Here is a 22,319-nt window from a genome sequence, read left to right as displayed (position 1 = left end):
CGACAACACGCGACCGATGAGCCGAATGGCCGGTGGCGCCCGGGTGTGCGGCGGCCGGCGCCTACCCCGCCAAGACCTCGCGCACCGCGGCCCCCACCGCGTCCGGGCGGTCCAGCATGACGAAGTGGGCGGAGTCGTCCAGCACCTCGCAGCGGCCCTGCGGGGACAGGTTCGCCAGGGTCCGCAGGGCCCGTACCCAGCGGGCCCGGGCGGCCAGGCTCTCGTAGCCCCCGGCGGCGGCCAGCACCCGCAGCGGCACGTCCGGCAGCGGCGCGACCCGGCGCAGGTCGGCGAGTTCGGCGGCCACGTCGAAGTACGTGGCGTTCTCGGTGAGCGCCGCCGCGAAGAACCGCCCCGAGCCGTACGACCCGCGCACCCAGCGCGCGTCCGCCACGTCCCGATGCCGGCGCGACTGGGTGAACAGGATCGAGCGTCGCGCCGCGGGCCCGATCGCCCGACTCACGCCGGTGGCCCGCATCGCCCCGCCCAGTGCCCGGGCCGCCCGGATCCGGGCCTGCCGGGCGGGCCGCGGCCGCGGCTTCTCCTCGTTGCTCGGGTCGACCAGGACCAGGCCCGCCGTGCGCTCGGGGTACATGCGGGCGAAGCCCTCGACGTGGAACGCGCCGAGCGAGTGGGCGAGCAGGACGTACGGGCCGGGCAGCGCGAGCGCGTCGGCCAACGCGGCGATGCGGTCGGCCTCGTGGGCAAGCGTGGGCGGTCGCGGATCGGGCTGCGAGTAGCCCAGGCCCGGGCGGTCGAAGCGCACCACCGTGCAGTCGGCGGTGAGCGGCGGCACCACCGGATCCCAGTCGAACCACGCGCCGCCGAGCCCGCTGGTGGCGATCACCACGGGCCCGGTGCCTTCGCGGACCACGTGCAGCGCGGTCCCGTCGATCCGGACGAACTCCCCGGGCGGTACCGGTACCGGGTGTCTCGCGACCATGGTGGGCTCCCCGTCACTCGAGGTTGCGCGTGTCGCCATCATCGGTCGCGGGCCGAGCCTCGCCCGGCAACGACGCGACCGCTACGCCAACCGAGCCGATACCGGACCCGGTTGGCCGCCGGCCACCCCGGCGCGACGGCGCCACGTGCCGATCGTTGGACCGGTCGCGTCGCGCTTCGTGCCCCGCCCGACGGGGATGGTTCCGCGTTCGGGATCGAACGGCGGTATCGGGACGCGTCGGCCCCGCGCCCGCGGGGGTGCGCGGCTCCCGTCCCGAGATCCGGGGCGGGAGCCACGACCCGGGGGCTCAGCCCTTGAGCTTGTAGTCCTCCAGCAGCCGCCGGCCGATGATCATCTTCTGGATCTCGGCCGTGCCCTCGCCGATCAGCAGCATGGGCGCCTCGCGGTAGAGGCGTTCGATCTCGAATTCGCGCGAGAACCCGTACCCGCCGTGGATCCGGAACGCGTCCTCGACGACCTCCTTGCAGTATTCGGAGGCCAGGTACTTGGCCATCCCCGCTTCGAGGTCGTTGCGCTCGCCCGCGTCCTTCTTGCGCGCCGCGTTGACCATCATCGCGTGCGCGGCCTCGACCTTGGTGGCCATCTCGGCCAGCTTGAACTGGATCGCCTGGTGCCCGGTCAGCGGCTTGCCGAAGGTCTCCCGCTGCTGCGCGTAGCGGATGCCCAGCTCGAACGCGCGCTGCGCGACCCCGCAACCGCGCGCGGCCACGTTCACCCGGCCCACCTCGACGCCGTCCATCATCTGGTAGAAGCCCTTGCCGGGCACCCCGCCCAGAATGCGATCGGCCGGCACCCGGCAGTTGTCGAGCACCATCTCGGTGGTGTCGACGCCCTTGTAGCCCATCTTGTCGATCTTGCCGGGGATGGTCAGGCCCGGGCGCGTCTCGCCGAAGCCGGACTCCTTGTCGATCAGGAACGTGGTCATGTTCCGGTAGACCGCGTCCTCGCCCAGCTCGGTCTTGGTCAGCACCGCGACCAGGTTGGCGCTGCCGCCGTTGGTGAGCCACATCTTCTGGCCGTTGAGTACGTAGAACTCGCCGTCCGGCACCGCCTTGGTGCGGATCGCCGACACGTCCGACCCGCAGTGCGGCTCCGACATCGAGAACGCGCCGCGGATCTCGCCCTCGGCCATCTTCGGCAGGTAGTACGCCTTCTGCTCGTCGGTGCCGTGCTGCTTGATCATGTACGCGACGATGAAGTGCGTGTTGATGATGCCGGACACGCTCATCCAACCGCGCGCGATCTCCTCGACCACCAGCGCGTAGGTCAGCAGCGACTCGCCGAGGCCGCCGTACTCCTCCGGGATCATCAGGCCGAACAGGCCCATGGCCTTCATGCCCTCGACGATCTCCGCCGGGTACTCGTCCCGGTGCTCCAGCTCGGTCGCGACCGGAATGATCTCCTTGTCCACGAACGTGCGGACGGTGGCGAGGATCTCCCGCTGGACTTCGGTGAGTCCGTCGGTCTGTGCGAGGCGGCCCATGGGCGGCGCTCCTTCCGTCTGCGCATGTCCGGGCCCCACACCCTCGGGGTCCCGGCCACGCTTCTGGCTTAGAGAGTTACCGGGGAGTATCCACGAGCGCGCCGGGTCGCGACAGAGGGGGTCCGTAACGCGGGCACCCCGATTTCGAACGATCTGTCGGCCACTCGACCTCGCTCAGACCGCCACGCCCGCCCGCCACACCGCGCGCACCAGCGGTACACCGGGCCGGTAGGCGAGGTGTACGTGTGAGGGCGCGTCCAACTCGACCACGTCGGCGCGCGCCCCCGGCCGCAGCACGCCCACGTCCGAGCGACGCAGCGCGCGCGCACCGCCGGCGGTCGCCGCGTACAGCGCCTCGTCGGGCGTCATGCCCATGTCGCGCACCGCGAGCGCGATGCAGAACGGCATCGACGTGGTGAAGCTGGAGCCGGGGTTGCAGTCGGTGGACAGCGCCACCTCGATGCCGGCGGCGAGCAGCCGGCGGGCGTCGGGGTAGACCGCGCGGGTGGAGAACTCCGCGCCGGGGAGCAGCGTGGCCACCGTGTCGCCGGCCGCGAGCGCGTCCACGTCGGCGTCGGCGAGGTGGGTGCAGTGGTCGGCCGAGGCCGCGCCCAGCTCGACGGCCAGTCGTACGCCGGGCCCGTGCCCGAGCTGGTTGGCGTGCACGCGCGGGATCAGGCCCTTCGCCTTGCCGGCGGTCAGGATCGCCCGGGCCTGGTCGCCGTCGAACGCGCCGCGCTCGCAGAAGACGTCCACCCAGCGGGCGTGCGGCGCGCAGGCGTCCAGCATCGGGCCGGTGACCAGGTCGACGTAGCCGGCCGGGTCCTCGGCGAATTCGGGCGCGACGATGTGCGCGCCGAGGTAGGTGGTCTCGGCGGTGAACGCCGACGCGATCCGCAGCGCGCGTTCCTCGTCGGCGACGGTGAGGCCGTAGCCGGACTTGATCTCGATCGTGGTGGTGCCCTGCCGGGCCGCCTCGCCGACCAGCCGGCCGGCGTTCGCGGCCAGCTGCTGCTCGCTCGCGGCCCGGGTCGCGGCCACCGTGGTACGGATCCCGCCGGCCCGGTACGCCTGGCCGGACATCCGCGCGTCGAACTCGGCGGTGCGGTCCCCGGCGAAGACCAGGTGCGAGTGCGAGTCGACGAATCCGGGCTGGACCGCGCGGCCCTCGGCGTCGTGCCGGGTGTCCGCGTCCGGGGCGCTCGCGGCGGGCCCCACCCACACGATGCGGTCGCCGTCGAGCACGAGGGCCGCGTCCCGGAGCAGGCCGAGGGGGCCGGCGCCGAGTTCGGGGTCGTTGGTGACCAGCGAGCCGATGTTGGTGATCAGGGTGGTGGCCACGCGCGAGTGGTCCCTTCGGTCCGGGGTGGCGGCCGTTCGCGGCGGAGCGGCCGGGTTGCGAGGGAGGCGGCCGCTCCGCGGGGGAGCGGCCGTGGATCAGCGGAACAGCTCGTGGATTGCCGTGGTCAGCGCCTGCGGGACCGCCTCCACGAGCTGGTGCACGCCGTCGCGGACGACGACCCGGCCGTCGACCAGCACGTGGGTGACGTCGCCCGCGGTGGCGGCGAACACGGCCGCCTCGCCGGCCAGTCGGGGCATGGTGCCGGCCAGCCGCACCGAGTCGAGACCGATCGTGGTGAGGTCGGCCGGGGCGCCCGGCTCGATCCGGCCCGCGTCCGGCCACCCGAGGGCCCGGTGGCCGACGGTCGTGGCGTACGCCAGCAGCGCGGCCGAGGTGAAGTGGCCGCGTCGCCCGGTGCGCAGGCGTTCGTCGAGTTCGACCGCGCGGGCCTCCTCGAACAGGTCGATCACCGCCTGGCTGTCGCTGCCCAGGGACAGCGGCACCCCGGCCCGGACCAGGTCGCCGGCCGGGCCGATGCCGTCGGCGAGGTCGCGCTCGGTGGTGGGGCAGAAGCAGACCCCCGCCCCGGACCGGGCCAGTGCGGCGATGTCGGCGTCGGTGAGGTGGGTGGCGTGTACCGCCGTCGCGTTCGGGCTCCAGAATCCGTGCGCGTCGAGCAGCGCGGCGGGGGTCAGCCCGTAGTGCGCGACGCACGCGGCGTTCTCGGCGGGCTGCTCGGACAGGTGCACGTGTACCGGCACGCCCTCGGTCCGCGCCGCCCAGCCGGCGTAGTCGTCCTCCTTGGCGAACGCCCGCACCGAGTGGATGGCCGCCCCGATGCGGGTGTTGGCGTCGCCGCGCAGTGCGCTCCAGCGCTCGTACCAGGCGTCGGCGCCGCCGTCGCCGAAGCGGCGCTGCACGCCCGCCAACGGCTGATGGCCGTCGGCGGTGAGGCCGCCGTGCAGGTAGCAGGTGTCGAGCAGGGTGAGCCGCACGCCGGCCTGCCGGGCCGCCTCGATCAGCGCGTGGCCCATCGCGTTGGGGTCGTCGTACGGCGTGCCGTCCGGGCCGTGGTGCAGGTAGTGGAACTCGCCCACGGAGGTGATCCCGGCCAGCGCCATCTCGGCGTACACCGCCCGCGCGAGCGCGAGGTAGGTGTCCGGGTCGAGCCGGCCGGCCGCCTTGTACATCTGGTCGCGCCAGGTCCAGAAGGTGCCGGTGCCGGACTGGGTGCGCCCGCGCAGCGCCCGGTGGAAGGCGTGCGAGTGGGCGTTGGCCAGGCCCGGCAGGGTCAGTCCGGGCAACACCGAGGCGCCGGCCGGCACCGGGCGGTCGGGGGTGACCGAGGTGATGCGGCCGTCGGCGATCGAGAGCACCACGTCGCGCTCGATCCCGGTGCGGGTCCACACCAGTTCACACCAGTATTCGCTCACACCGCGTCCTCGCTCGTCAGGTCCGTCACCACGTCGGCCAGCGCCGCCACACCCGCGAGGCAGTCCACCATCTCCGCGCTCTCCGCCGGCGAGTGCGACACGCCGGTGGGGTTGCGGACGAACACCATCGCGGTGGGCACGTGCGCGGACAGGATGCCCGCGTCGTGGCCGGCGCCGGTGGGCAGGATCGGCGCGCCGCCGAGCCGCTTGGCGATGCGGTCGCGCAGCGGTGCGGCGAACTCGACGATCGGGGTGTACGACTCGCGGGCGACCTGGACGCAGACCGCGTCGCGCTCGCCGCGTTCGGTGGCGGTGCGGATGATCTCGCCGACCACCTCGTCCAGGGTCTGCTCGTCGGCGGCGCGCGCGTCGAGCCAGCCGTGCACCTCGGACGCGATCGCGTTGGCCGCGCCGGGGCGCGCGTCGACCTTGCCGAAGGTGGCCAGGGCACCGGCGAGATGGGCCTTCTTGCGGGCCGCGAGCACGGTGTTGGCGTAGGTGAGCATCGGGTCGCGCCGGTCCTCCAGGCGGGTGGTGCCGGCGTGGTTGGCCTCGCCCCGGAAGTCGAAGCGCCAGCGCCCGTGCGGCCAGATCGCCGAGGCGACGCCCACCGCGCGGTCCCGGTGCACCAGGTCGCGGCCCTGCTCCACGTGCAGTTCGACGAACGCGGCGATGCGGCCGAGCCGTTCGGGGTCGGGCCCGATCGCGGCCGGGTCGAATCCGGCGCGCTCCATCGCGTCGCCCAGGAACACCCCGTCGGCGTCCTTCAGCGCCCGCGCCTGCTCCGGCGTCAGCACCCCGGCGGACAACCGCGATCCGACACAGGCCACGTTGAACCGGGCGCCCTCCTCGTCGCCGAAGTTGACGATGCCCAGCGGGCGGGTCGGCTCCTCGCCGCGCTCGCGCAGCAGGTCGAGCGCGGCGAAGGAGGAGACCACGCCCAGCGGTCCGTCGTAGGCGCCGCCGTCGGGCACCGAGTCGAGGTGGCTGCCGATCACGACCGCGTCGGGGCCGGTCGCGGTCCACGCCCACTGGTTGCCGTTGCGGTCCTCCTCGTACAGCAGTCCCCGGCTGTGCGCCTGCTCGCGAAACCACGCGCGGCACTCGGCGTCGGCCCCGGTCCACGCGAAGCGGCGATAGCCGCCGGACGCGGCGCGACCCACCGGGAGCAGGTCGCGCCACATCGCCTCGAAGCCGGTGCTCACGCGTCGCCTTCCCGCATCGGCACCCGCACACCACGCTCGTCCGCGACCTCGCCGGCCAGGTCGTAGCCCGCGTCGACGTGGCGGATCACCCCCATGCCGGGGTCGTTGGTGAGCACGCGGCGGATCTTCTCGCCGGCCAGCGGCGTGCCGTCGGCGACGGTGACCTGGCCCGCGTGGATCGAGCGGCCGATGCCGACCCCGCCGCCGTGGTGGATGGACACCCACGAGGCGCCGGAGGCCACGTTGACCATCGCGTTGAGCAGCGGCCAGTCGGCGATCGCGTCGGAGCCGTCGAGCATGCCCTCGGTCTCGCGGTACGGGCTGGCCACCGAGCCGCAGTCGAGGTGGTCGCGGCCGATCACGATCGGCGCGGCCAACTCGCCCGAGGCGACCATGTCGTTGAACCGCGCGCCCGCCTTGTCCCGCTCGCCGTAGCCGAGCCAGCAGATCCGCGCGGGCAGCCCCTGGAAGTGCACCTTCTCCTGGGCCAGCTTGATCCAGCGGGCCAGCGACTCGTTCTCGGGGAACAGGTCGAGCACGGCCTTGTCGGTCTTGGCGATGTCGCGCGCGTCGCCGGAGAGCGCGGCCCAGCGGAACGGGCCCTTGCCCTCGCAGAACAGCGGCCGGATGTACGCCGGGACAAAGCCCGGGAAGTCGAACGCCCTCGTGTAGCCCGCGAGTTGCGCCTCGCCGCGGATCGAGTTGCCGTAGTCGAAGACCTCGGCGCCCTTGTCCTGGAAGCCGACCATGGCCTCGACGTGCCTGGCCATCGACTCGCGCGCGCGGTCGGTGAACTCGGCGGGCTTGGTCCGCGCGTATTCGGCCATGTCCTCGAACGCGACGCCGACCGGCAGGTAGGCGAGCGGGTCGTGGGCCGAGGTCTGGTCGGTGACGATGTCGATCGGGGCGTCCATCGCGAGCAGCTGCGGGACCAGTTCGGCGGCGTTGCCGAGCAGGCCGATGGACAGCGGTCGGCGGGCGTCGCGCGCCTCGACGGCGAGGTGCAGCGCGGCGTCCAGCGTCTCGACCCGGGTGTCGCAGTAGCCGTGCTCGATGCGCCGGTCGATGCGCGAGGGGTCGCAGTCGATACAGATGACCACGCCGCCGTTCATGGTGACGGCCAGCGGTTGCGCACCGCCCATGCCGCCGAGCCCGGCGGTGAGGGTGATGGTGCCCTCCAGGCTGCCGCCGAAGCGCTTGGCGGCGACCGCGGCGAAGGTCTCGTAGGTGCCCTGGAGGATGCCCTGGGTGCCGATGTAGATCCACGAGCCGGCGGTCATCTGGCCGTACATGGTCAGCCCGGCCGACTCCAGCCGGCGGAACTCCTCCCAGTTGGCCCAGTCGGGTACCAGGTTGGAGTTGGCGATGAGCACGCGCGGCGCCCACTCGTGGGTCTGCATCACGCCGACCGGACGGCCCGACTGCACGAGCAGCGTCTCGTCCTGCTTCAGCGTGGTCAGCGTGCGGGTGATCGCCTCGAAGGAGCGCCAGTCGCGGGCGGCCTTGCCGGTGCCGCCGTACACGACCAGCTTGTCCGGGTGCTCGGCGACCTCGGGGTCGAGGTTGTTGAGCAACATCCGCAGGGCGCCCTCCTGCTGCCAGCCCCGGGTGGTGAGCGTGCTGCCGCGCGGTGCGCGCACCTCGCGCGGTCCTGCGGTGTGGTCCGACATGGCGGCGCCCCTTCTGCTTCGGCGTGCATCGGTCCGTGTGCGGAACCGGATGCGGATCTGTTCAGGCATCTGTATGAAAACATTCAGTCGCTTTCGGAGTGAATCTATCTGTTCTAAGAGGTGGCGCCAAGAGAACCGGCCGAGTGGACGGCGTGAGGACCGCGACAGCGCGGGATTTGACCCATCCGGTGCCATTTCCGACGCCCGGTGATCGGCCGGGACCGGCGCCGGGTAGCCCGACCGCATGGATCTGCAGGAGGTGCTGTGGGCGATCACCGCCCTGGGTGCGTTCGTGGCGTTCGCGGGCCTGGTGATGCTGCTGCGCGGGCGCGGGCGGGAGCCGGGCGTGGTGGCCCTGGTGGTGATGACGGGCGCGCTGCTGTGCACCGGCGGCTTCCTGCTCAGCATTCCCCGCTATCGGGACACCGCGCTGATCGCGGGCGGCTCGGCGGTGGTGGGCGTACTGGCCATGCTCGCGGCGATCACGCTGATGCCGGCGCACCGGGGGGCGGGTGACGGGTCGCGCGGGGTGACGTTGGAGAAGGATCCCGGGCGGCGCGGCTGAGCGGGGCGCCGCCTGCTCTCGATTCCTTCCGCTCAGCCCTGCCTGCCGTAGAGGCGGAGCGTGATCGGGGCGCACACGAGGGCGATGCCGGCGGTCGTGGCGAGGGACCAGGCGACCGCGCCGCCGGCGGCGCCGGTGTCGTTCATCAGGTCGCGGGAGGCGGTCGCGAGCCGGCTGAGCGGGTTGACCTCGACGAAGGCCCGGAGCCAGCCGGGCATGGTGTCGGGCCGGACGAAGATGTTGCCGGCGAACGAGAGCGGGATCAGTACGGCGTTGGCGATGCTCAGCACGACGGCCGGATCGCGGACGACCAGGGCGACCGCGGCCCACAGCAGGGACAGCGCGAGTCCGAACACGATCACCACGGCCACTGCGGCGAGCACCCCCGCTACACCGCCGGCGGGGCGGTAGCCCATGGCCAGGCCGAGGCCCACCACGATGGTGGAGGCGAACAGGTAGCGGGCGGCGTCGCTGAGCAGACCGCCGAGAATGAAGGCGCCGCGCCACACGGGCAGGCCGCGGAAGCGGTCGAAGGCCCCGCCGCGCACGTCCTGCGCGAGTCGGGCCCCGCCGTACATCGTGACGATCGCGACGCTCATGCCGAGTACGCCGGGCAGGAGGGTCGTGAGGTAGTCGCCGGTCGATCCGCCGAGCGCGCCGCCGAACAGGTAGGTGAACAGCACGGTGAACAGGATCGGGATGGCGGCCGAGTCCACGAGTTGTTTGGGGTCGTGCCGGATCTTGAGCATGGCGCGCCGGCCGAAGGCGGCCGAGGCGGCGAGTGCCCCGGCGTGGTGACGGACCCGTCCGGCGGCGAGCAGGGCGTCGAGTGGGTCGGCTTGCGCCGCGGCGGTCCGGGTCGTCATGCGTGCGACTCCTCGTGGTCGGCGCCGGCCGGAGCGGTCCGATGTCCGGTCAGGGCGAGGAATGCCTCGTCGAGGCTGGGCCGGCCGAGGGAGAACTCGGCGACGCCCACCCCGGCGTCGGCCAACCGAGTCATCGTGTGCCCGACCAGTCGGCCGACGTCCGTCGCGTCGGATCCGCCGGCGAGCGCCACGGACAGGGCGAGCGGATCGTCGGCGAGCCGGACCGAGCCCGGGACGCCGGCCAGGATCCGGAGCGCCTGCGGGCGGTGCTCGCCGTCGAGCAGTCGCAGGTGCAGCGTGCCCGAGCCGACGCGGGACTTGAGCTGGGCGCCGGTGCCCTCGGCCACGATCCGGCCGTCGTCGATGACCACGATGCGCTCGGCGAGCCGGTCGGCCTCCTCCAGGTACTGGGTGGTGAGCAGCACGGTGGTGCCCGTCGCGGCGATCCGGCGGACCAGTTCCCATACCCGGTTGCGGCTGCGCGGGTCGAGGCCGGTGGTCGGCTCGTCGAGGAACAGCACGTCGGGGGTCGTGATCAGACCGGCGCCGATGTCGAGCCGCCGGCGCATGCCTCCGGAGTAGCCGCTCACCGGGCGGCCGGCCGCGCGGGCCAGGTCGAACGCGGCGAGCAGGTCGTCGGCGCGCCGTGCGGCGGCGGCCCGGGTCAGGCCGTGCAGTCGGCCCAGGATCAGCAGGTTCTCGTGGCCGGTCAGGTCCTCGTCGAGGGAGGCGTACTGGCCGGTCACCGCCACCCGGGCGCGGATCGTGTCCGCCTCGGTCGCCACGTCGTGGCCGAGCACGCGGGCGGTGCCACCGTCCGGCCGGGTCAGCGTGGCCAGGATGCGGATCGTGGTGGTCTTGCCCGCCCCGTTGGGGCCGACGAACCCGAACACCTGCCCCCGCCCGATGGTGAGGTCGATGCCGTCCAGCGCCCGATTGCCGCCGAAGACCTTGACCAGACCGCGTGCCTCGATCGCCGGGTGATCGCCACCCGAGCTTTTCTTTGACATGACGTAAGAGTTGAGCCAACTCTTGCAGCTTGTCAAGGTTATGGTGGGAGCCATAGATTCCGGACATGGTCGACCCGCCCGCCACCGCTCCGCCGCCGGCTCGCCGCCGCCGCGCCGACGCCCGACGCAGCATCGGCGCCATCCTCGACGCGGCCCGGGTGGTGCTCGGCGAACGGCCCGACGCGAGCATGGAGGACATCGCCGGCGCGGCCGGCGTCACGCGCCAGACGGTCTACGCGCACTTCCCGTCCCGCGACGCGTTGGTGGCCGGCCTGGTCGAGTCCGCCGCCGCCGAATACGCCGGCCTGCTCGACGAAGCGGACCTCGACACCGCCCCGCCCACGGAAGCCCTGACCCGATTCCTCGACGCCGGCTGGCGCTTCCTGGACCGCTACCCCCTGCTCGTCAACGCCGGCGCGCCCCGAATCCCCCGCCCCGTCGAGGACCCCCACGACTTCGCCCCGCCACGCCTGGAGCGTCTCCTCCGACGCGGCCAAAAATCGGGCGACTTCGCCCCCACACCCCCGGCGTCCTGGCTCGCCACCACCATCTTCGCCCTGCAACACGCAGCAGTGGCCGAAACCACCACCGGCCGCCTCGCCAGGACCGAAGCGGAAACCCTGTGCCTACACAGCACCCTCCGCCTGTGCGGCGCCAATCCGGATCACCACTGATTCCAGCCGATTTCACCGGCAAAGCCACCGTGCCCACGCAACGCCCGCGATGGTCCAACCGCATCAACCGCCGTACCGCCTCAAGCAGTTCCACGTCGAGATCGAGTGCCACCAGGTGACCGACCGGACATAGGTAGGGCGACTGTCCGACCACGTGCGGCTGCACGACGGCGACCCGCTCCGACGCCGGAGGGAGCGCCACGACAGTGCCGTCCGGAAGATCCGCGTGGCCATCGACGTGCCGGACCCGCGAACCCATACGGATCGTCGCCCCTCCACCGCCTCGGGCCGCCGGACTCCGCATCGGCGCCCCTTCGTCGCTCATGCGATCGCGCCCGGAGTCCCGAACGCCCTCCTCCGCGTCCGAGCCGAGGCGACCGAGCAACCCGGCGCGGCACGAATCAAGTACGCGATGAAGCTCGCGGTAGCGCACGCGCACGTCCCACCACTCGCCCAGCGCGACGCACGGCTTCATCGGGCCCCCTCGTCGCCCGCCGCCGGGATCGTGCACCACGTACACGAGCCATCGCGCCCCCAGGCACCGGTCAGCGCCTGGACGATCATCAGCCCGCGACCGTCTTCCGCGTCCTCGTCGAAGGGCCGGATGTCGGGCCGCCCGTCGGCGTGGTCGTCGACCTCGATGCGAATCGCGCCGGACTCGTCGCACGCGAGCATGAAGGTGACCGTGTCCGACTCCGCGTGCTCGATCGCGTTCGTGACGAGTTCGCTGACCACCACGCCGGCCATGTGGATGGCATCGGAGTCCCGGTGACCGCAATGGCGAAGCTGCGAGCGGGTAAACCGGCGCATCTGCTCCACTCGCCGAGGATGCGGCTCGAACTCCACCTCAATGTGGCCGCGTTCGATGCGCCCTTCGGCTGTTGCGGGCAAGACCGCGACGATGTGCGGCGGTTCCGTCGATAGCTGGTGCCGAAGCATGACCAGACGCCTCCAAAGGGGCACATGCGGGCACCGCCGAGCAGGCATGAAGATCTCCTGCACCCGTCGCCGTCCGCATGGTAGTGATCACTACACGTAGTGCTGGTTGCATTAGAGTCGCGACTGCAACTTCTATTTGCAACACGCATCAGTCAAGCATAGGCAAAATTTGGCGTGCTCGTATGTACGTGCGCTTCACTGATGCGCCGACCAGGGAGGGACAACGGATGCCCACAACACCGATGTTGGCTCGGCGGAGGCTCGGCAACGAACTCCGCACGTTGCGAGACCTGCGACGACTCACGGTCGAGGAGGTGGGGGCGCAACTCGGGTGGCACAAGTCCAAGGTGTCGCGGATCGAGAACGCACAGTCGGGCATCACGCGACGCGACCTGTACAAACTGATGGAGCTATATGAGGTCGACTCGGACGGCCGGGAAAAGTGCGAGGCGCTGGTCGCGGACGGGCGGGAACGCTCGTGGTGGGCAATCGCGCCGTACGCCGACGTCCTCAACAACGACTACCAGGAACAGATCGGGCTCGAAGCGGAGGCCGCCGCAATCTGCGAGTACCAACCCCTGCTCATCCCAGGTCTGTTGCAGACGGCCGACTACTCCCGGGCGGTTATCGGCAGCGGGCCGTTCGTTCAGGACGAGGAGGACATCGAAACCCTGGTCGATGTGCGTCAACGACGGCAGCGCGTGCTGCTCACCGAGGACGATCCCGTGGAGTACGCGGGTGTGATCACCATGGCCGCGCTCATGTATGAGACCGGCGGAAGGCGGACGCTTCGCGCCCAACTCGCGCACCTGCTCGACGTGGCCCGGCGGTCCAACGTCACCGTGCAGGTGATTCCCTACGATGCGCCGGCACCGACGACCGCTGGTCTCACGCTTCTGCACTTTCGCGAGACCGAGGATCCGACCGTTGCATTCGTGGACACTGTCACCGTGAGCCATCAGCGGGATAATGCCCGTGAGATCAGGCGCTACGTGCGGTTCTTCGACTACCTGCGCAACAACGCTCTCGACAGCACGAAAACCCAAGCGATCATCAAGAAGCGACTGGAAGACCTCAAGTGACTCAGCTTCCCCCCGTCGTGCAGCAAGCATCCGAGTACGGTCGGCTGACCTGGTTCAAGAGCATTCGCAGCGGTCAGCAGAACGGCTGTGTCTCGGTGGCCCACACGAACTCCCAGACCGCTGTTCGGGACAGCAAGAACCCGACGGGACCGGCGTTCGCCGTTCGGTCCGCCGCCTGGATGTCGTTCGTCTCCGCGGTTCGCTGACCTTCGGGACGGCGAAAGCCCCTCTCCTGGAGGGGCTTTCGCTGTGTCCGCCTGCTTGTCGCGAATGGAACAACGCATACGCGTTGCGTGGCTCAGGTGGTGAACAGGCTGCGGTCACCGGCTTGGCGTTCGACGCCCGCGACCGCAGGCCCTCACCCGACTCCCCCGGGCAGCGCTGCAGCGCGAAGCACAGCCTGTGCGGCGCGGCAACGGATCGTGGCTGAGGGGTGGCCGGCGATTTGCCACCTGTTCGCTACGCGCCGCTGCGTCCGTCTACCCGAGCGGATCTTCGTCGAAGCCCCGTCGATGGACCACCGTCCGCCGTCCACTCTGATCGACGAGGGCGACATGCGGAGCGAACTCACCCAGCAGTCGAGCCAGTTGAGTCAGGTCGAGGCGGACTCCATGCACCAGGGAGCACATCTCGGCGGCATCCCCGGCCACCCAGCGTCCAACGCGACGCAGCCACGCCGGGCCCGCGTCTCTCGGCACCGCACCCGGGCGGGGGATGACGCCTATCCACTTGTTGTGATTCATCTTCCAGACGACTATCGCGTCGACCCGGTCCCATGGCAGATGCACTCGATGGTCACCGCGGATCGTCGTGGAACGGATCACAGGTCCCTCGGCGTCGGCCCGAAAGAACCAGTTGCCGCGTATCGCACTGGCCGCCACCGGCAGCCCGGTACCGGCCATCACCCACAGAAGGACGGCCACACCCCAGCCGGGCACCAGAAACCCGGCACCGGCCAAGCCCACATCGAACACGCAGACCAGCACGGTGGCCCGATTCCAGCCCTTGCGTAGCTCGAAGACCGCATCCCCGGGGCCCGTCATCGACCGGTCGCCATTCCGCCCGGACGCGCCCATCACGTCTCCGCTCTCGCAGGGGCCCACGCGATACCCGCAGGCGACATACGCCGCTCCGACGGCACCGTGATCGCAACCTTGCCCACGCCGCGTCCGAACCGGTCCACCCGCATCAACCGCCGCACCACCCGCAGCAGTTCCACCTCAGTCGGCAGCCGCGCCATCGAAGAACGCGGGTGCGGCTGTGCCGTGTTCGACTATTCGGCGAAAAACTCGGCGACCTGGTCGACCGGGTGCGCGGTCTGCTCGCCGGACGTCATGTCGCGAACGATCACCTCACCGGCCGCTCGTTCGCGGTCGCCGTAAATCAGACAGAACCGCGCGCCTTCGGCCGCCGCCCACTTCAACTGCCGGGCGAGCTTGCTACTCGAACCCATGTAGACGCCCGTACGCAGCCCGGCGCGACGGACTGCGGCAGCCATCCGAAACGCTTCGTCGGCGTGGTCGTCTCCGAGCACGGTCACCGCGACGTCCAGCACAGAAGCAGGCTTCTCGCCGGCCGATGTCAGCAGCGGAAGGATGCGTTCGATTCCCAACGACCCACCACAAGCGGGAGTTTCGGCACCGCCGGACATGCGCCCGATGAGGCCGTCGTACCGTCCGCCCGAGGCGATCGACCCAGGCATGCCCGGCGCCGTCACCTCGTAGATGACACCCGTGTAGTAGTCGAGACCCCGAACCAGGCTCGGCACAAAGCCGATGCGCTCGCGCGGGACGGTAGCGGACAGCAGATCCAGCAGCCGATCGATCTCGGTCAACCCTTCCTGTCCGATCGGACTGTTCGTCAACTCCTTGCGAATACGTGTGATCGAGTCGGGCGCCGTGAGGTCGGCAACCAGGCTGCTCGCGGTTGCTTCGAACTGGCCGCGACCTTCGACCAGTTCCCGTACGACCGCTTCCGGGCGGAGCTTGTCGAGTTTGTCCAGCGTGATCAGCACGGCCCCGCCGGCGTCGGCCGGTACCCCGTACACCTCCAACAACCCCATGAGGACCTTGCGGCTGTTGACCATGAATCGGAACTCGGGCACGCCGAGTGCATCCAGCGCTTCATACAGAGCGGACACCACCTCGGCGTCGGCAAGTGGGGACGCGGTACCCACAACGTCCAGGTCACATTGCACAAACTCCCGAAACCGACCCTTGCCCGGGCGATCGGCGCGCCATACAGGCGCCAGTGCGTACCGCTTGTACGGCGTCGGAAGCCGGCTCCCGTACGCTGCCACGACCCGCGCGAGAGGGACCGTGTGGTCATAGCGCAGCGCCAGATCCGCTTCCCCGGTCGCTTCGTGCTCCCCACGCCGAAGGATCTTGAAAACAAGCTTGTCGCCTTCGTCGCCGTACTTGCCCGTCAGAACTTCGAGCCGTTCGAACGCGGGAGTCTGCAGGGGCTGGAAGCCATACCGAGCAAAGACGTCTCGAACCGTGGCGAACGCCCGCTCGCGGGCTTCGGATTCGGCCGCGAGGAAATCCCTCGTGCCGGACGGGGGAAGGAAGCTTTCGGTTGCCATGGGATGAATGATTCCGCATTTCGAGCAGGCACCCGTCGCTCTCGGGCCGCCCGTCCGGGCGGTCGCGGCCGAAGGTGGCGACAGGGACGACGGCACCGACGACGAGTGCGCTTCCGGCTCCCGGGCTCAGGGTCGCGCCTACCGGCGACAACGTGCGCGGGGCCGCCGCTCACGTTGCGAACAGGCCGAGGTCGCGCGCGACCCGCAGGCCCTCCCCAACTCCCTCGGGTAGCGCGGCAGCGCGAAACACAGCAGGCCTCACCAGAAAGGAGGGCGGTTCCGTGCGTACGCACCTGGACCCCGTCGAGCCTTCCAAGAGGCTGATGGTGCATGAGGGCCAGACGGCAACGGCTCTCGATGCCGTGGCCGCAGCGTTCCTCCCTCCTCTTGGCGACGACGTTCTGGGAATCGGGATCTCCCGGCGCGATCTCGTCGCCACGATCTACTCATGGGCAAAGCACAGACGGGGCGGGCGGGCCTGCGTCACGTAATCACGCGGGTTCGGCCCGACGAGCGGGAGCGGGACTCCGTACCCGACTCGCAGTGGTCGGAGGCGGATGGGCGGCCGAGTCCGGGTGAACGCCGGCTCGGGGCGATGCTCGCCGGCCCGGGCCGGGACCCCGTATGGGTCCGCGAGCGTACGTGGGAGTCCCACCCGGCGTCGGTGGCGCAAGCTCGGGCCTTGACCTGGGCGGCCATAGCCGATTGGAATCTGCTCGAACTGACCGACGAAGCCGAACTCTGCGCGTCCGAGTTGGCGACCAACGCGGTGGTGCATGCCACGATGCCGGATCAACTGACGTGACGCTCTCGACGGCACGAAAACCCAAGCGATCATCAAGAAGCGACTGGAAGCTCAAGTAACTCAGCTCCCCCGTCGTGCGGCAAGCATCCGAGTACGGTCGGCTGTCCCGGTTCAAGAGCATTCGCAGCGGTCAGCAGAACGGCTCCGTCTCGGTGGCTCACACGAACTCCCAGACCGCTGTTCGGGACAGCAAGAACCCGACGAAACCGGCGTGCGCCGTTCGGTCCGCCGCCTCGATGTCGTTCGTCTCAGCGGTTCGCTGACCTTCGGGACGGCGAAAGCCCCTCTCGTGGAGGGGCTTTCGCTTTTACCGACGGCCGATCGCCCGGTGCGTCCTCGGCGGCGCGCGGTCCGGGCGCTCGATCGGTCAGGACGGCCAGGCGCTCGCCTGCCACGCGCCCGGGCCCGGCCGCAGTGGTCGGCGTACCAGGCGCGCCGGGTCGTTCCACTGCGACGGGGCCGCCGGCGCCGGCGCGGGTGCGCCGCCGCCGCTCGCCTTGGCCGCCACGACGGTGACGATCACCGCCAACTCCTCCGGGGTGGGTTCACCCCGCACCACCTTGATCATGGGGACCTCCGGGTCCTGGCCGGGCTAGAGCGGGATGTTGCCGTGCTTCTTCGGCGGCAGCGTCTCGCGCTTGCCGCGCAGCGCCCGCAGCGCCTTGACCACGTGGGCCCGGGTGGACGACGGGCGGATGACCGCGTCCACGTAGCCGCGCTCGGCGGCCACGTACGGGTTGCACAGCGTGTCCTCGTACTCCTGGATCAGCCGCGCGCGGGTCGCCTCGGGGTCGTCCGAGGCGGCGATCGTGCGCCGGTGCAGGATGTTGGCCGCGCCTTGCGCGCCCATCACCGCGATCTGCGCGGTCGGCCAGGCCAGGTTGACGTCGGCGCCCAGGTGCTTGGAGCCCATCACGTCGTACGCGCCGCCGTACGCCTTGCGGGTGATGATCGTGACCAGCGGCACGGTGGCCTCGGCATAGGCGTAGATCAGCTTCGCGCCGCGACGGATGATGCCGTTCCACTCCTGGTCGGTGCCCGGCAGGAAGCCCGGGACGTCGACGAAGGTGAGCACCGGGATGTTGAACGCGTCGCACGTGCGCACGAACCGGGCGGCCTTCTCCGACGCGTCGATGTCGAGCGTGCCGGCGAACTGCATCGGCTGGTTGGCCACGATGCCCACGGAGCGGCCCTCGACCCGGCCGAAGCCGACCACGATGTTGGGCGCGAACAGCGGCTGGACCTCCAGGAAGTCGGCGTCGTCCAGGACGTGCTCGATCACCGTGTGGATGTCGTACGGCTGGTTCGCCGAGTCCGGGATCAGCGTGTCGAGGTCACGGTCGTAGTCCGTGGTCTCGAGGTCGGCCTCCTCGTCGAAGGACGGGGCCGGCTCCAGGTTGTTGCTCGGCAGGTAGGACAGCAGACCCTTGACGTAGTCGAGCGCGTCCTTCTCGTCGGCGCCCATGTAGTGGGCGTTGCCCGACTTGCTGTTGTGCGTGCGCGCGCCGCCCAGATCCTCCATCGTGACGTCCTCGCCGGTGACCGTCTTGATCACGTCGGGGCCGGTGATGAACATCTGCGAGGTCTGGTCGACCATCACCACGAAGTCGGTGAGCGCGGGAGAGTACACGTGGCCGCCCGCGGCGGCGCCCATGATCAGCGAGATCTGCGGGATCACCCCGGAGGCGATCACGTTGCGCCGGAAGATCTCGCCGTACAGGCCGAGCGAGACCACACCCTCCTGGATGCGCGCGCCGCCGCCCTCGTTGATGCCCACCAGCGGGACGCCGGTCTTGATCGCGAGGTCCTGGACCTTGACGATCTTCTCGCCGTACACCTCGCCGAGGCTGCCGCCGAAGACGGTGACGTCCTGGGAGAACACGCACACCTGGCGGCCGTCGACGGTGCCGGAGCCGGTCACCACGCCGTCGCCGTAGGGGCGGTTGGCCTCCAGGCCGAAGTTGGTGGAGCGGTGCCGCGCGAACTCGTCGAGTTCGACGAAGGAGCCCTCGTCGAGCAGGTATTCGATCCGCTCGCGGGCGGTCATCTTGCCCTTGGCGTGCTGCTTCTCGACCGCTCGGGCGCTTCCCGCGTGCACCGCCTCGTCGATCCGGCGCTCGAGATCGGCCAGCTTTCCGGCGGTGGTGTGGATGTCGGGATCGCCCTGTACTGGGTCCATCGTGCTGACTCCTGTCACGTCGAACGGCGGCGATCGGTAGCGTAGCCGCGCCACGCCGGCGACCATCACCGCCCTGCCCCGCAGTGCCTTCTAGGGTGATCGGATGGACTCTCCTTACAAGGATCTCGACCGCCCTCCGCTGCGTGAGGCGGCCCTGCGTCGGGCCCTGCTGGTACCGGGCGGCCTGTGGCGCGAGCTGGACGTGCTGCCCGAGACCGGCTCGACCAACGCCGACCTGGCCAACCGGGCCGACGAGGCCGAGGGGCTGGTACTGGTCGCCGAATCGCAGGTCGCGGGACGGGGTCGGCTGGACCGGCGGTGGACCGCGCCGCCGCGCTCGGGCCTGGCGGTGTCGATGACGCTGGCGCCGAACGAGGTCCCGGTCGCGCGCTGGGGCTGGCTGCCGCTGCTCGCCGGGGTGGCCGCGGCGTCGGCGGTGTCCCGGGTGGCCGGGGTCGAGGTGCGGCTGAAGTGGCCGAACGACCTGCTGGTGGGCGAGCGCAAGCTGGCCGGGATCCTGGCCGAGCGGGCCGGGTCGAGTGTGGTCCTGGGCATCGGGCTGAACGTTTCGCTGCACGAGGAGGAACTGCCGGTACCGACCGCGACCTCGCTGCTCCTGGCCGGCGCCGAGAGCACCGACCGGGACCCGATCCTGCGGGCACTGCTGCGTGAGGTGGAGGAGTGGTACACGCGGTGGCGGCTGGCGGAGGGCGATGCGCGTGCGTGTGGGTTGGCGGCCGCGTACACCGACGCGTGCGCCACCATCGGGCGACGGGTCCGGGTCGAGTTGCCGGCGAAGCCGGCGCTGGAGGGCCCGGCGACGGGGATCGACGACGAGGGTCGGCTTTTGGTCACCGGGCCGGAGGGGCAGGTGGCGGTGGGTGCGGGGGACGTGGTGCACGTTCGGCCCGCGACCTGAGGGAGGGTCTCAGGTCGGTTTGCGCCATACGGAGATGTGCTTGGTGGAGTCCTGGGTGAAGGGGGCTCCGTGCCAGTCGGCGACGCGGCGCTCCAGGGTGAGGCCGGCGATTCGGGCCATCAGGTCGAGTTCCGCCGGCCAGGCGTATCGGTGCCGGGAGTGGCCTCGGCGGTAGCGGCCGTCGTCGCCGTCGCGGGTGAAGTGGTGTGAGACGAGGATCTGCTCGACCAGGTCGAAGGTGTCGAAGCCGAGGTGTCGCTCGGAGACGTCGAACGGCACCGCGACCTGGCCGGGCGGCAGGAAGCGCAGCGGCGGTACGCCCAGCTCGATGACGAATCGGCCGCCGGGCCGTAGATGACGTGCGGCGTTGCGGAAACACTCGACCTGCTCGTCCTGGGTGAGCAGGTTCGTGATGGTGTTGTAGACGAGGTAGACCAGGGTGAACTCGCCGGGGACGACGGTGTCGGCCATGTCCCCGACGACCACCGGGAGCGTGTCCTCGTCGATCTTGCGCCGCAGGACCGCGGCCATGTGCTCGGACAGTTCGATGCCCACCACCGGGACGCCGCGTTCTCGCAGCGGGACGCCCACGCGCCCGGTTCCGATGGCGAACTCCAGGGCCGGGCCGGCTCCGGCGAGTTCGGCGAGGAAGGCGAGGGTCGGTTCGAGAACGGCGGCCGAGGCCATCGCGGCCTCCTCGGCGTCGTAGCGCTCGGCGGTCGCCCGGCTCCACTGCTCACTGCTCGTCACGGACGGCCACTCTGGCCGGTGCCGGGCGGGCTGTCGACGCATTTATGGCGGCGAACGGCATGCCTGCGCCCCTCCCGCCCGGGAGAACCGCACAATCGTGGGTGACCCCCAGGAGGCCCGGTGTTCACAACCACAGCCGAGGTCGACGACGACATCCTCTTCGTCGTGCGCCCGCACTGGATGCACCTCGTCCGTCCCGCCCTGGCCCTGTTCGGCACGGTCGCCGTCACCGGCTTCCTCGCCGCGCTCACGCCCCCGCCCTCGGCGGGCGGCTGGATCCGGCCCGCCGTGCTCCTGGCCGGCCTGGCGGTCCTGGTCCGCTGGAGCGTCGCGCCGTGGCTGGCCTGGCTGGGCACCATGTACTCGGTCGCCGCCGACCGACTGACCGTGCGCACCGGCGCGCTGACCCGGGAGATCCGGGTGGTGCCGTTCGCGCGGGTGGCCGACGTGCTGATCGAGCACGAGTCGTTCGTGGACCGGATGCTCGGCGCCGGCACCATCGCCCTGGTGCCCGTCGACGACGACCGGGAACGCCTGGAACTGCCCGGTCTGCCGCACGTGGTGCGTCTGCAGAGCGAGCTGCTCGTGCTCGTCGAGCGGGCCGCCGCCGGGCAAAGGAAGCACGTGGGACCGCCCGACCCCGAACCTTTGTGACCCCCGACACGTAGTGTGGCTCCGACGAGACCATCCTTCGCACACCCGGTGGAGCCACATGCCCGAGGAACGGACCCGCGTGGAGCCCGGCGCGGGCGCCGGGGCCGACGCGGTCGATCAACCCGCCCTGCCCGACCTGTCCGACATCGAGGCGGTCAACAACACGATCGCCGACGTCGAACAGGTCGTCCTGGGCGCGCCCCGGCGCTACACCTCCGGTCAGGTCGCCGACCTGGTCGGAGTGCCCCTCGACGAGGCCCGCCGATTGTGGCGCGGCCTGGGCTTCGCCGACTTCGGCCCGGCCCGCGCGTTCACCGACGCCGACGTCGCGGCCCTCAAGCACCTGCGCGAGCTGACCGAGTCGGGGCTGCTGCCGGCCACCGTCGCGGCGCAGTTCGTCCGCTCCGTGGGCCAGACCATGGCCCGGTTCGCCGAATGGCAGACCGAGGCGTGGGTGGAATACATCGGCAACGAGCTGACCGGCAGCCGTTCCGAGCAGGTGGTCACCACCGCCGGCGACGTGATGCTCGAACTCGAACCGCTGGTCATCTACGCCTGGCGCCGGCACCTGGCCGCGGCCAGTTCGCGGGCCATGCAGGGGCTCACCGACCAGCAGACGGTGGGCCAGTCGCTCGCCGTCGGGTTCGCCGACCTGGTCGGCTTCACCCGGTTGTCGCGCAACCTGGAGGAGGCCGAGCTGGGCCGCCTCGTCCAGACGTTCGAGGACACCGCCGTCGACGTGATCGCCGAGCAGGGCGGGCGCCTGGTCAAGACGCTGGGCGACGAGGTGTTGTTCGTGACCTTCTCGCCGGACTCGGCGGTGGAGCTCGGGCTGCGGCTGGTCGAGGCGATGGCCGAGGAGGAGATCCTGCCCGCGCTGCGGGTGGGCATCGCGTACGGCCACGTGTTGTCCCGGATGGGCGACGTGTTCGGGACCACGGTGAACCTGGCCAGCCGGCTGACCGCGCTCAGTCCCAAGGACGCGGTGGTGGTCGACCGGGAGTTGGCCGCGGCCCTCGAAGGGGACACCCGCTACGAACTGCATCCGATGTGGCGGCGTCCGGTCCGCGGTCTGGGGCTGGTCGAACCCTGGACGGTGTGCCGCCCGGGTACGCCGATACCGCAGTGACTCGCGTACCGCGGTGACCGCGGACCCGCTCGACCCGCCCGGCGTGCGCGCCGGCGGCTCGGCGGG

23 protein-coding genes and 1 pseudogene are annotated in these 22,319 nt (G+C 71.0%); 9 read left to right on the top strand and 15 right to left on the bottom strand.

What is annotated here, in order from left to right:
- Positions 1 to 61: 61 nt before the first annotated feature.
- From ACFRCG_RS29775 to hutU, 6 genes are all read right to left on the bottom strand, one after another.
- Complete coding sequence (locus ACFRCG_RS29775) at positions 62 to 943, bottom strand: alpha/beta fold hydrolase (RefSeq protein ID WP_380037081.1); 882 nt, start codon at positions 941 to 943, stop codon at positions 62 to 64.
- Positions 944 to 1,250: 307 nt separating this feature from the next.
- Positions 1,251 to 2,447 carry an acyl-CoA dehydrogenase family protein gene (locus ACFRCG_RS29770; RefSeq protein WP_380037079.1) on the bottom strand — a complete coding sequence of 399 codons (1,197 nt, stop codon included), beginning with the start codon at positions 2,445 to 2,447 and terminating at the stop codon, positions 1,251 to 1,253.
- A 174-nt stretch (positions 2,448 to 2,621) separates the two neighbouring features.
- Positions 2,622 to 3,788 carry an imidazolonepropionase gene (gene hutI, locus ACFRCG_RS29765; RefSeq protein WP_380037077.1) on the bottom strand — a complete coding sequence of 389 codons (1,167 nt, stop codon included), beginning with the start codon at positions 3,786 to 3,788 and terminating at the stop codon, positions 2,622 to 2,624.
- A gap of 96 nt (positions 3,789 to 3,884) precedes the next feature.
- Complete coding sequence (locus ACFRCG_RS29760; RefSeq protein ID WP_380037075.1) at positions 3,885 to 5,222, bottom strand: formimidoylglutamate deiminase; 1,338 nt, start codon at positions 5,220 to 5,222, stop codon at positions 3,885 to 3,887.
- Positions 5,219 to 6,406 (bottom strand): allantoate amidohydrolase, encoded by a 1,188-nt coding sequence (locus ACFRCG_RS29755; protein WP_380037147.1) that lies wholly within the window; start codon positions 6,404 to 6,406, stop codon positions 5,219 to 5,221. The genes ACFRCG_RS29760 and ACFRCG_RS29755 overlap by 4 nt, the downstream gene beginning before the upstream one ends.
- 17 nt (positions 6,407 to 6,423) lie before the next feature.
- Positions 6,424 to 8,097, bottom strand: coding sequence for a urocanate hydratase (gene hutU, locus ACFRCG_RS29750; RefSeq protein ID WP_380037073.1), 1,674 nt, complete (start codon positions 8,095 to 8,097; stop codon positions 6,424 to 6,426).
- 244 nt (positions 8,098 to 8,341) lie between these two features.
- Between hutU and ACFRCG_RS29745 the strand changes: the two genes are divergently transcribed.
- Positions 8,342 to 8,662 (top strand): hypothetical protein, encoded by a 321-nt coding sequence (locus ACFRCG_RS29745; RefSeq protein WP_380037071.1) that lies wholly within the window; start codon positions 8,342 to 8,344, stop codon positions 8,660 to 8,662.
- 32 nt (positions 8,663 to 8,694) lie between these two features.
- On the opposite strand, the gene ACFRCG_RS29740 is transcribed toward ACFRCG_RS29745, so the two are convergent.
- Complete coding sequence (locus tag ACFRCG_RS29740; protein ID WP_380037069.1) at positions 8,695 to 9,528, bottom strand: ABC transporter permease; 834 nt, start codon at positions 9,526 to 9,528, stop codon at positions 8,695 to 8,697.
- A complete protein-coding gene (locus ACFRCG_RS29735; RefSeq protein ID WP_380037067.1) occupies positions 9,525 to 10,538 on the bottom strand; it encodes an ATP-binding cassette domain-containing protein in 1,014 nt (337 codons plus the stop codon). The genes ACFRCG_RS29740 and ACFRCG_RS29735 overlap by 4 nt, the downstream gene beginning before the upstream one ends.
- Before the next feature lie 65 nt (positions 10,539 to 10,603).
- Here ACFRCG_RS29735 and ACFRCG_RS29730 point away from each other — a divergent pair, with 65 nt between their 5' ends.
- Positions 10,604 to 11,212 carry a TetR/AcrR family transcriptional regulator gene (locus ACFRCG_RS29730; protein ID WP_380037065.1) on the top strand — a complete coding sequence of 203 codons (609 nt, stop codon included), beginning with the start codon at positions 10,604 to 10,606 and terminating at the stop codon, positions 11,210 to 11,212.
- Between the two features lie 471 nt (positions 11,213 to 11,683).
- Here the strand turns inward: ACFRCG_RS29730 and ACFRCG_RS29725 are convergent, their stop codons facing one another.
- The gene (locus tag ACFRCG_RS29725) at positions 11,684 to 12,214 is read right to left on the bottom strand and encodes an ATP-binding protein (protein WP_380037063.1); all 531 of its coding nucleotides are present in this window, start codon (positions 12,212 to 12,214) and stop codon (positions 11,684 to 11,686) included.
- Positions 12,215 to 12,333: 119 nt separating this feature from the next.
- On the opposite strand from ACFRCG_RS29725, the gene ACFRCG_RS29720 reads away from it, so the two are divergent.
- Entirely contained in the window at positions 12,334 to 13,233 is a 900-nt protein-coding gene (locus tag ACFRCG_RS29720) for a helix-turn-helix transcriptional regulator (RefSeq protein WP_380037061.1), read from the top strand.
- 17 nt (positions 13,234 to 13,250) lie between these two features.
- The gene (locus ACFRCG_RS29715) at positions 13,251 to 13,439 is read left to right on the top strand and encodes a DUF397 domain-containing protein (RefSeq protein WP_380037059.1); all 189 of its coding nucleotides are present in this window, start codon (positions 13,251 to 13,253) and stop codon (positions 13,437 to 13,439) included.
- A gap of 273 nt (positions 13,440 to 13,712) precedes the next feature.
- On the opposite strand, the gene ACFRCG_RS29710 is transcribed toward ACFRCG_RS29715, so the two are convergent.
- The 3 genes and pseudogenes from ACFRCG_RS29710 to ACFRCG_RS29700 form a co-directional block, all read right to left on the bottom strand.
- A complete protein-coding gene (locus ACFRCG_RS29710; RefSeq protein ID WP_380037057.1) occupies positions 13,713 to 14,309 on the bottom strand; it encodes a hypothetical protein in 597 nt (198 codons plus the stop codon).
- A gap of 197 nt (positions 14,310 to 14,506) precedes the next feature.
- The gene (hisS, locus tag ACFRCG_RS29705) at positions 14,507 to 15,817 is read right to left on the bottom strand and encodes a histidine--tRNA ligase (RefSeq protein WP_380037055.1); all 1,311 of its coding nucleotides are present in this window, start codon (positions 15,815 to 15,817) and stop codon (positions 14,507 to 14,509) included.
- A gap of 269 nt (positions 15,818 to 16,086) precedes the next feature.
- Positions 16,087 to 16,245, bottom strand: a pseudogene (locus ACFRCG_RS29700) (XRE family transcriptional regulator); the annotation flags it as partial.
- A 20-nt stretch (positions 16,246 to 16,265) separates the two neighbouring features.
- Between ACFRCG_RS29700 and ACFRCG_RS29695 the strand changes: the two are divergent.
- Positions 16,266 to 16,622, top strand: coding sequence for a hypothetical protein (locus ACFRCG_RS29695; RefSeq protein ID WP_380037053.1), 357 nt, complete (start codon positions 16,266 to 16,268; stop codon positions 16,620 to 16,622).
- A gap of 74 nt (positions 16,623 to 16,696) precedes the next feature.
- Positions 16,697 to 16,885 carry a DUF397 domain-containing protein gene (locus ACFRCG_RS29690; RefSeq protein ID WP_380037051.1) on the top strand — a complete coding sequence of 63 codons (189 nt, stop codon included), beginning with the start codon at positions 16,697 to 16,699 and terminating at the stop codon, positions 16,883 to 16,885.
- A gap of 104 nt (positions 16,886 to 16,989) precedes the next feature.
- Here ACFRCG_RS29690 and ACFRCG_RS29685 read toward each other — a convergent pair whose 3' ends face one another.
- Positions 16,990 to 17,190 (bottom strand): acyl-CoA carboxylase subunit epsilon, encoded by a 201-nt coding sequence (locus tag ACFRCG_RS29685; RefSeq protein ID WP_078975586.1) that lies wholly within the window; start codon positions 17,188 to 17,190, stop codon positions 16,990 to 16,992.
- 24 nt (positions 17,191 to 17,214) lie between these two features.
- Positions 17,215 to 18,801 carry an acyl-CoA carboxylase subunit beta gene (locus ACFRCG_RS29680; RefSeq protein WP_380005103.1) on the bottom strand — a complete coding sequence of 529 codons (1,587 nt, stop codon included), beginning with the start codon at positions 18,799 to 18,801 and terminating at the stop codon, positions 17,215 to 17,217.
- A 103-nt stretch (positions 18,802 to 18,904) separates the two neighbouring features.
- Here ACFRCG_RS29680 and ACFRCG_RS29675 point away from each other — a divergent pair, with 103 nt between their 5' ends.
- Positions 18,905 to 19,720 (top strand): biotin--[acetyl-CoA-carboxylase] ligase, encoded by an 816-nt coding sequence (locus ACFRCG_RS29675; protein WP_380037049.1) that lies wholly within the window; start codon positions 18,905 to 18,907, stop codon positions 19,718 to 19,720.
- Between the two features lie 9 nt (positions 19,721 to 19,729).
- Here ACFRCG_RS29675 and ACFRCG_RS29670 read toward each other — a convergent pair whose 3' ends face one another.
- Positions 19,730 to 20,470 (bottom strand): class I SAM-dependent DNA methyltransferase, encoded by a 741-nt coding sequence (locus ACFRCG_RS29670; protein ID WP_380037047.1) that lies wholly within the window; start codon positions 20,468 to 20,470, stop codon positions 19,730 to 19,732.
- A gap of 120 nt (positions 20,471 to 20,590) precedes the next feature.
- Between ACFRCG_RS29670 and ACFRCG_RS29665 the strand changes: the two genes are divergently transcribed.
- Positions 20,591 to 21,124 carry a PH domain-containing protein gene (locus ACFRCG_RS29665; RefSeq protein WP_380037045.1) on the top strand — a complete coding sequence of 178 codons (534 nt, stop codon included), beginning with the start codon at positions 20,591 to 20,593 and terminating at the stop codon, positions 21,122 to 21,124.
- Between the two features lie 58 nt (positions 21,125 to 21,182).
- A complete protein-coding gene (locus ACFRCG_RS29660; RefSeq protein ID WP_380037043.1) occupies positions 21,183 to 22,253 on the top strand; it encodes an adenylate/guanylate cyclase domain-containing protein in 1,071 nt (356 codons plus the stop codon).
- Positions 22,254 to 22,319: the final 66 nt, after the last annotated feature.

Origin of the sequence: Embleya sp. NPDC056575, assembly GCF_042793325.1 — a bacterium.
In the GTDB taxonomy this organism is placed as follows: Bacteria; Actinomycetota; Actinomycetes; order Streptomycetales; family Streptomycetaceae; genus Embleya.
The sequence above is the reverse complement of the archived record's forward strand: the minus strand, read 5'-3'. Positions and strand labels throughout refer to the sequence as shown.

Excerpts from the sequence above, each read along its gene's own strand:
- ACFRCG_RS29745 (WP_380037071.1), top strand. The coding sequence starts at position 8,342 with ATGGATCTGCAGGAGGTGCTGTGGGCGATCACCGCCCTGGGTGCGTTC.
- ACFRCG_RS29695 (WP_380037053.1), top strand. The coding sequence starts at position 16,266 with ATGGGCAAAGCACAGACGGGGCGGGCGGGCCTGCGTCACGTAATCACG.
- ACFRCG_RS29740 (WP_380037069.1), bottom strand. The coding sequence starts at position 9,528 with ATGACGACCCGGACCGCCGCGGCGCAAGCCGACCCACTCGACGCCCTG.
- ACFRCG_RS29675 (WP_380037049.1), top strand. The coding sequence starts at position 18,905 with ATGGACTCTCCTTACAAGGATCTCGACCGCCCTCCGCTGCGTGAGGCG.
- ACFRCG_RS29680 (WP_380005103.1), bottom strand. The coding sequence starts at position 18,801 with ATGGACCCAGTACAGGGCGATCCCGACATCCACACCACCGCCGGAAAG.
- ACFRCG_RS29660 (WP_380037043.1), top strand. The coding sequence starts at position 21,183 with ATGCCCGAGGAACGGACCCGCGTGGAGCCCGGCGCGGGCGCCGGGGCC.
- ACFRCG_RS29775 (WP_380037081.1), bottom strand. The coding sequence starts at position 943 with ATGGTCGCGAGACACCCGGTACCGGTACCGCCCGGGGAGTTCGTCCGG.
- hutU (WP_380037073.1), bottom strand. The coding sequence starts at position 8,097 with ATGTCGGACCACACCGCAGGACCGCGCGAGGTGCGCGCACCGCGCGGC.
- ACFRCG_RS29720 (WP_380037061.1), top strand. The coding sequence starts at position 12,334 with ATGTACGTGCGCTTCACTGATGCGCCGACCAGGGAGGGACAACGGATG.
- ACFRCG_RS29710 (WP_380037057.1), bottom strand. The coding sequence starts at position 14,309 with ATGGGCGCGTCCGGGCGGAATGGCGACCGGTCGATGACGGGCCCCGGG.
- hisS (WP_380037055.1), bottom strand. The coding sequence starts at position 15,817 with ATGGCAACCGAAAGCTTCCTTCCCCCGTCCGGCACGAGGGATTTCCTC.
- ACFRCG_RS29770 (WP_380037079.1), bottom strand. The coding sequence starts at position 2,447 with ATGGGCCGCCTCGCACAGACCGACGGACTCACCGAAGTCCAGCGGGAG.
- ACFRCG_RS29755 (WP_380037147.1), bottom strand. The coding sequence starts at position 6,406 with ATGTGGCGCGACCTGCTCCCGGTGGGTCGCGCCGCGTCCGGCGGCTAT.
- ACFRCG_RS29735 (WP_380037067.1), bottom strand. The coding sequence starts at position 10,538 with ATGTCAAAGAAAAGCTCGGGTGGCGATCACCCGGCGATCGAGGCACGC.
- ACFRCG_RS29685 (WP_078975586.1), bottom strand. The coding sequence starts at position 17,190 with ATGATCAAGGTGGTGCGGGGTGAACCCACCCCGGAGGAGTTGGCGGTG.
- ACFRCG_RS29730 (WP_380037065.1), top strand. The coding sequence starts at position 10,604 with ATGGTCGACCCGCCCGCCACCGCTCCGCCGCCGGCTCGCCGCCGCCGC.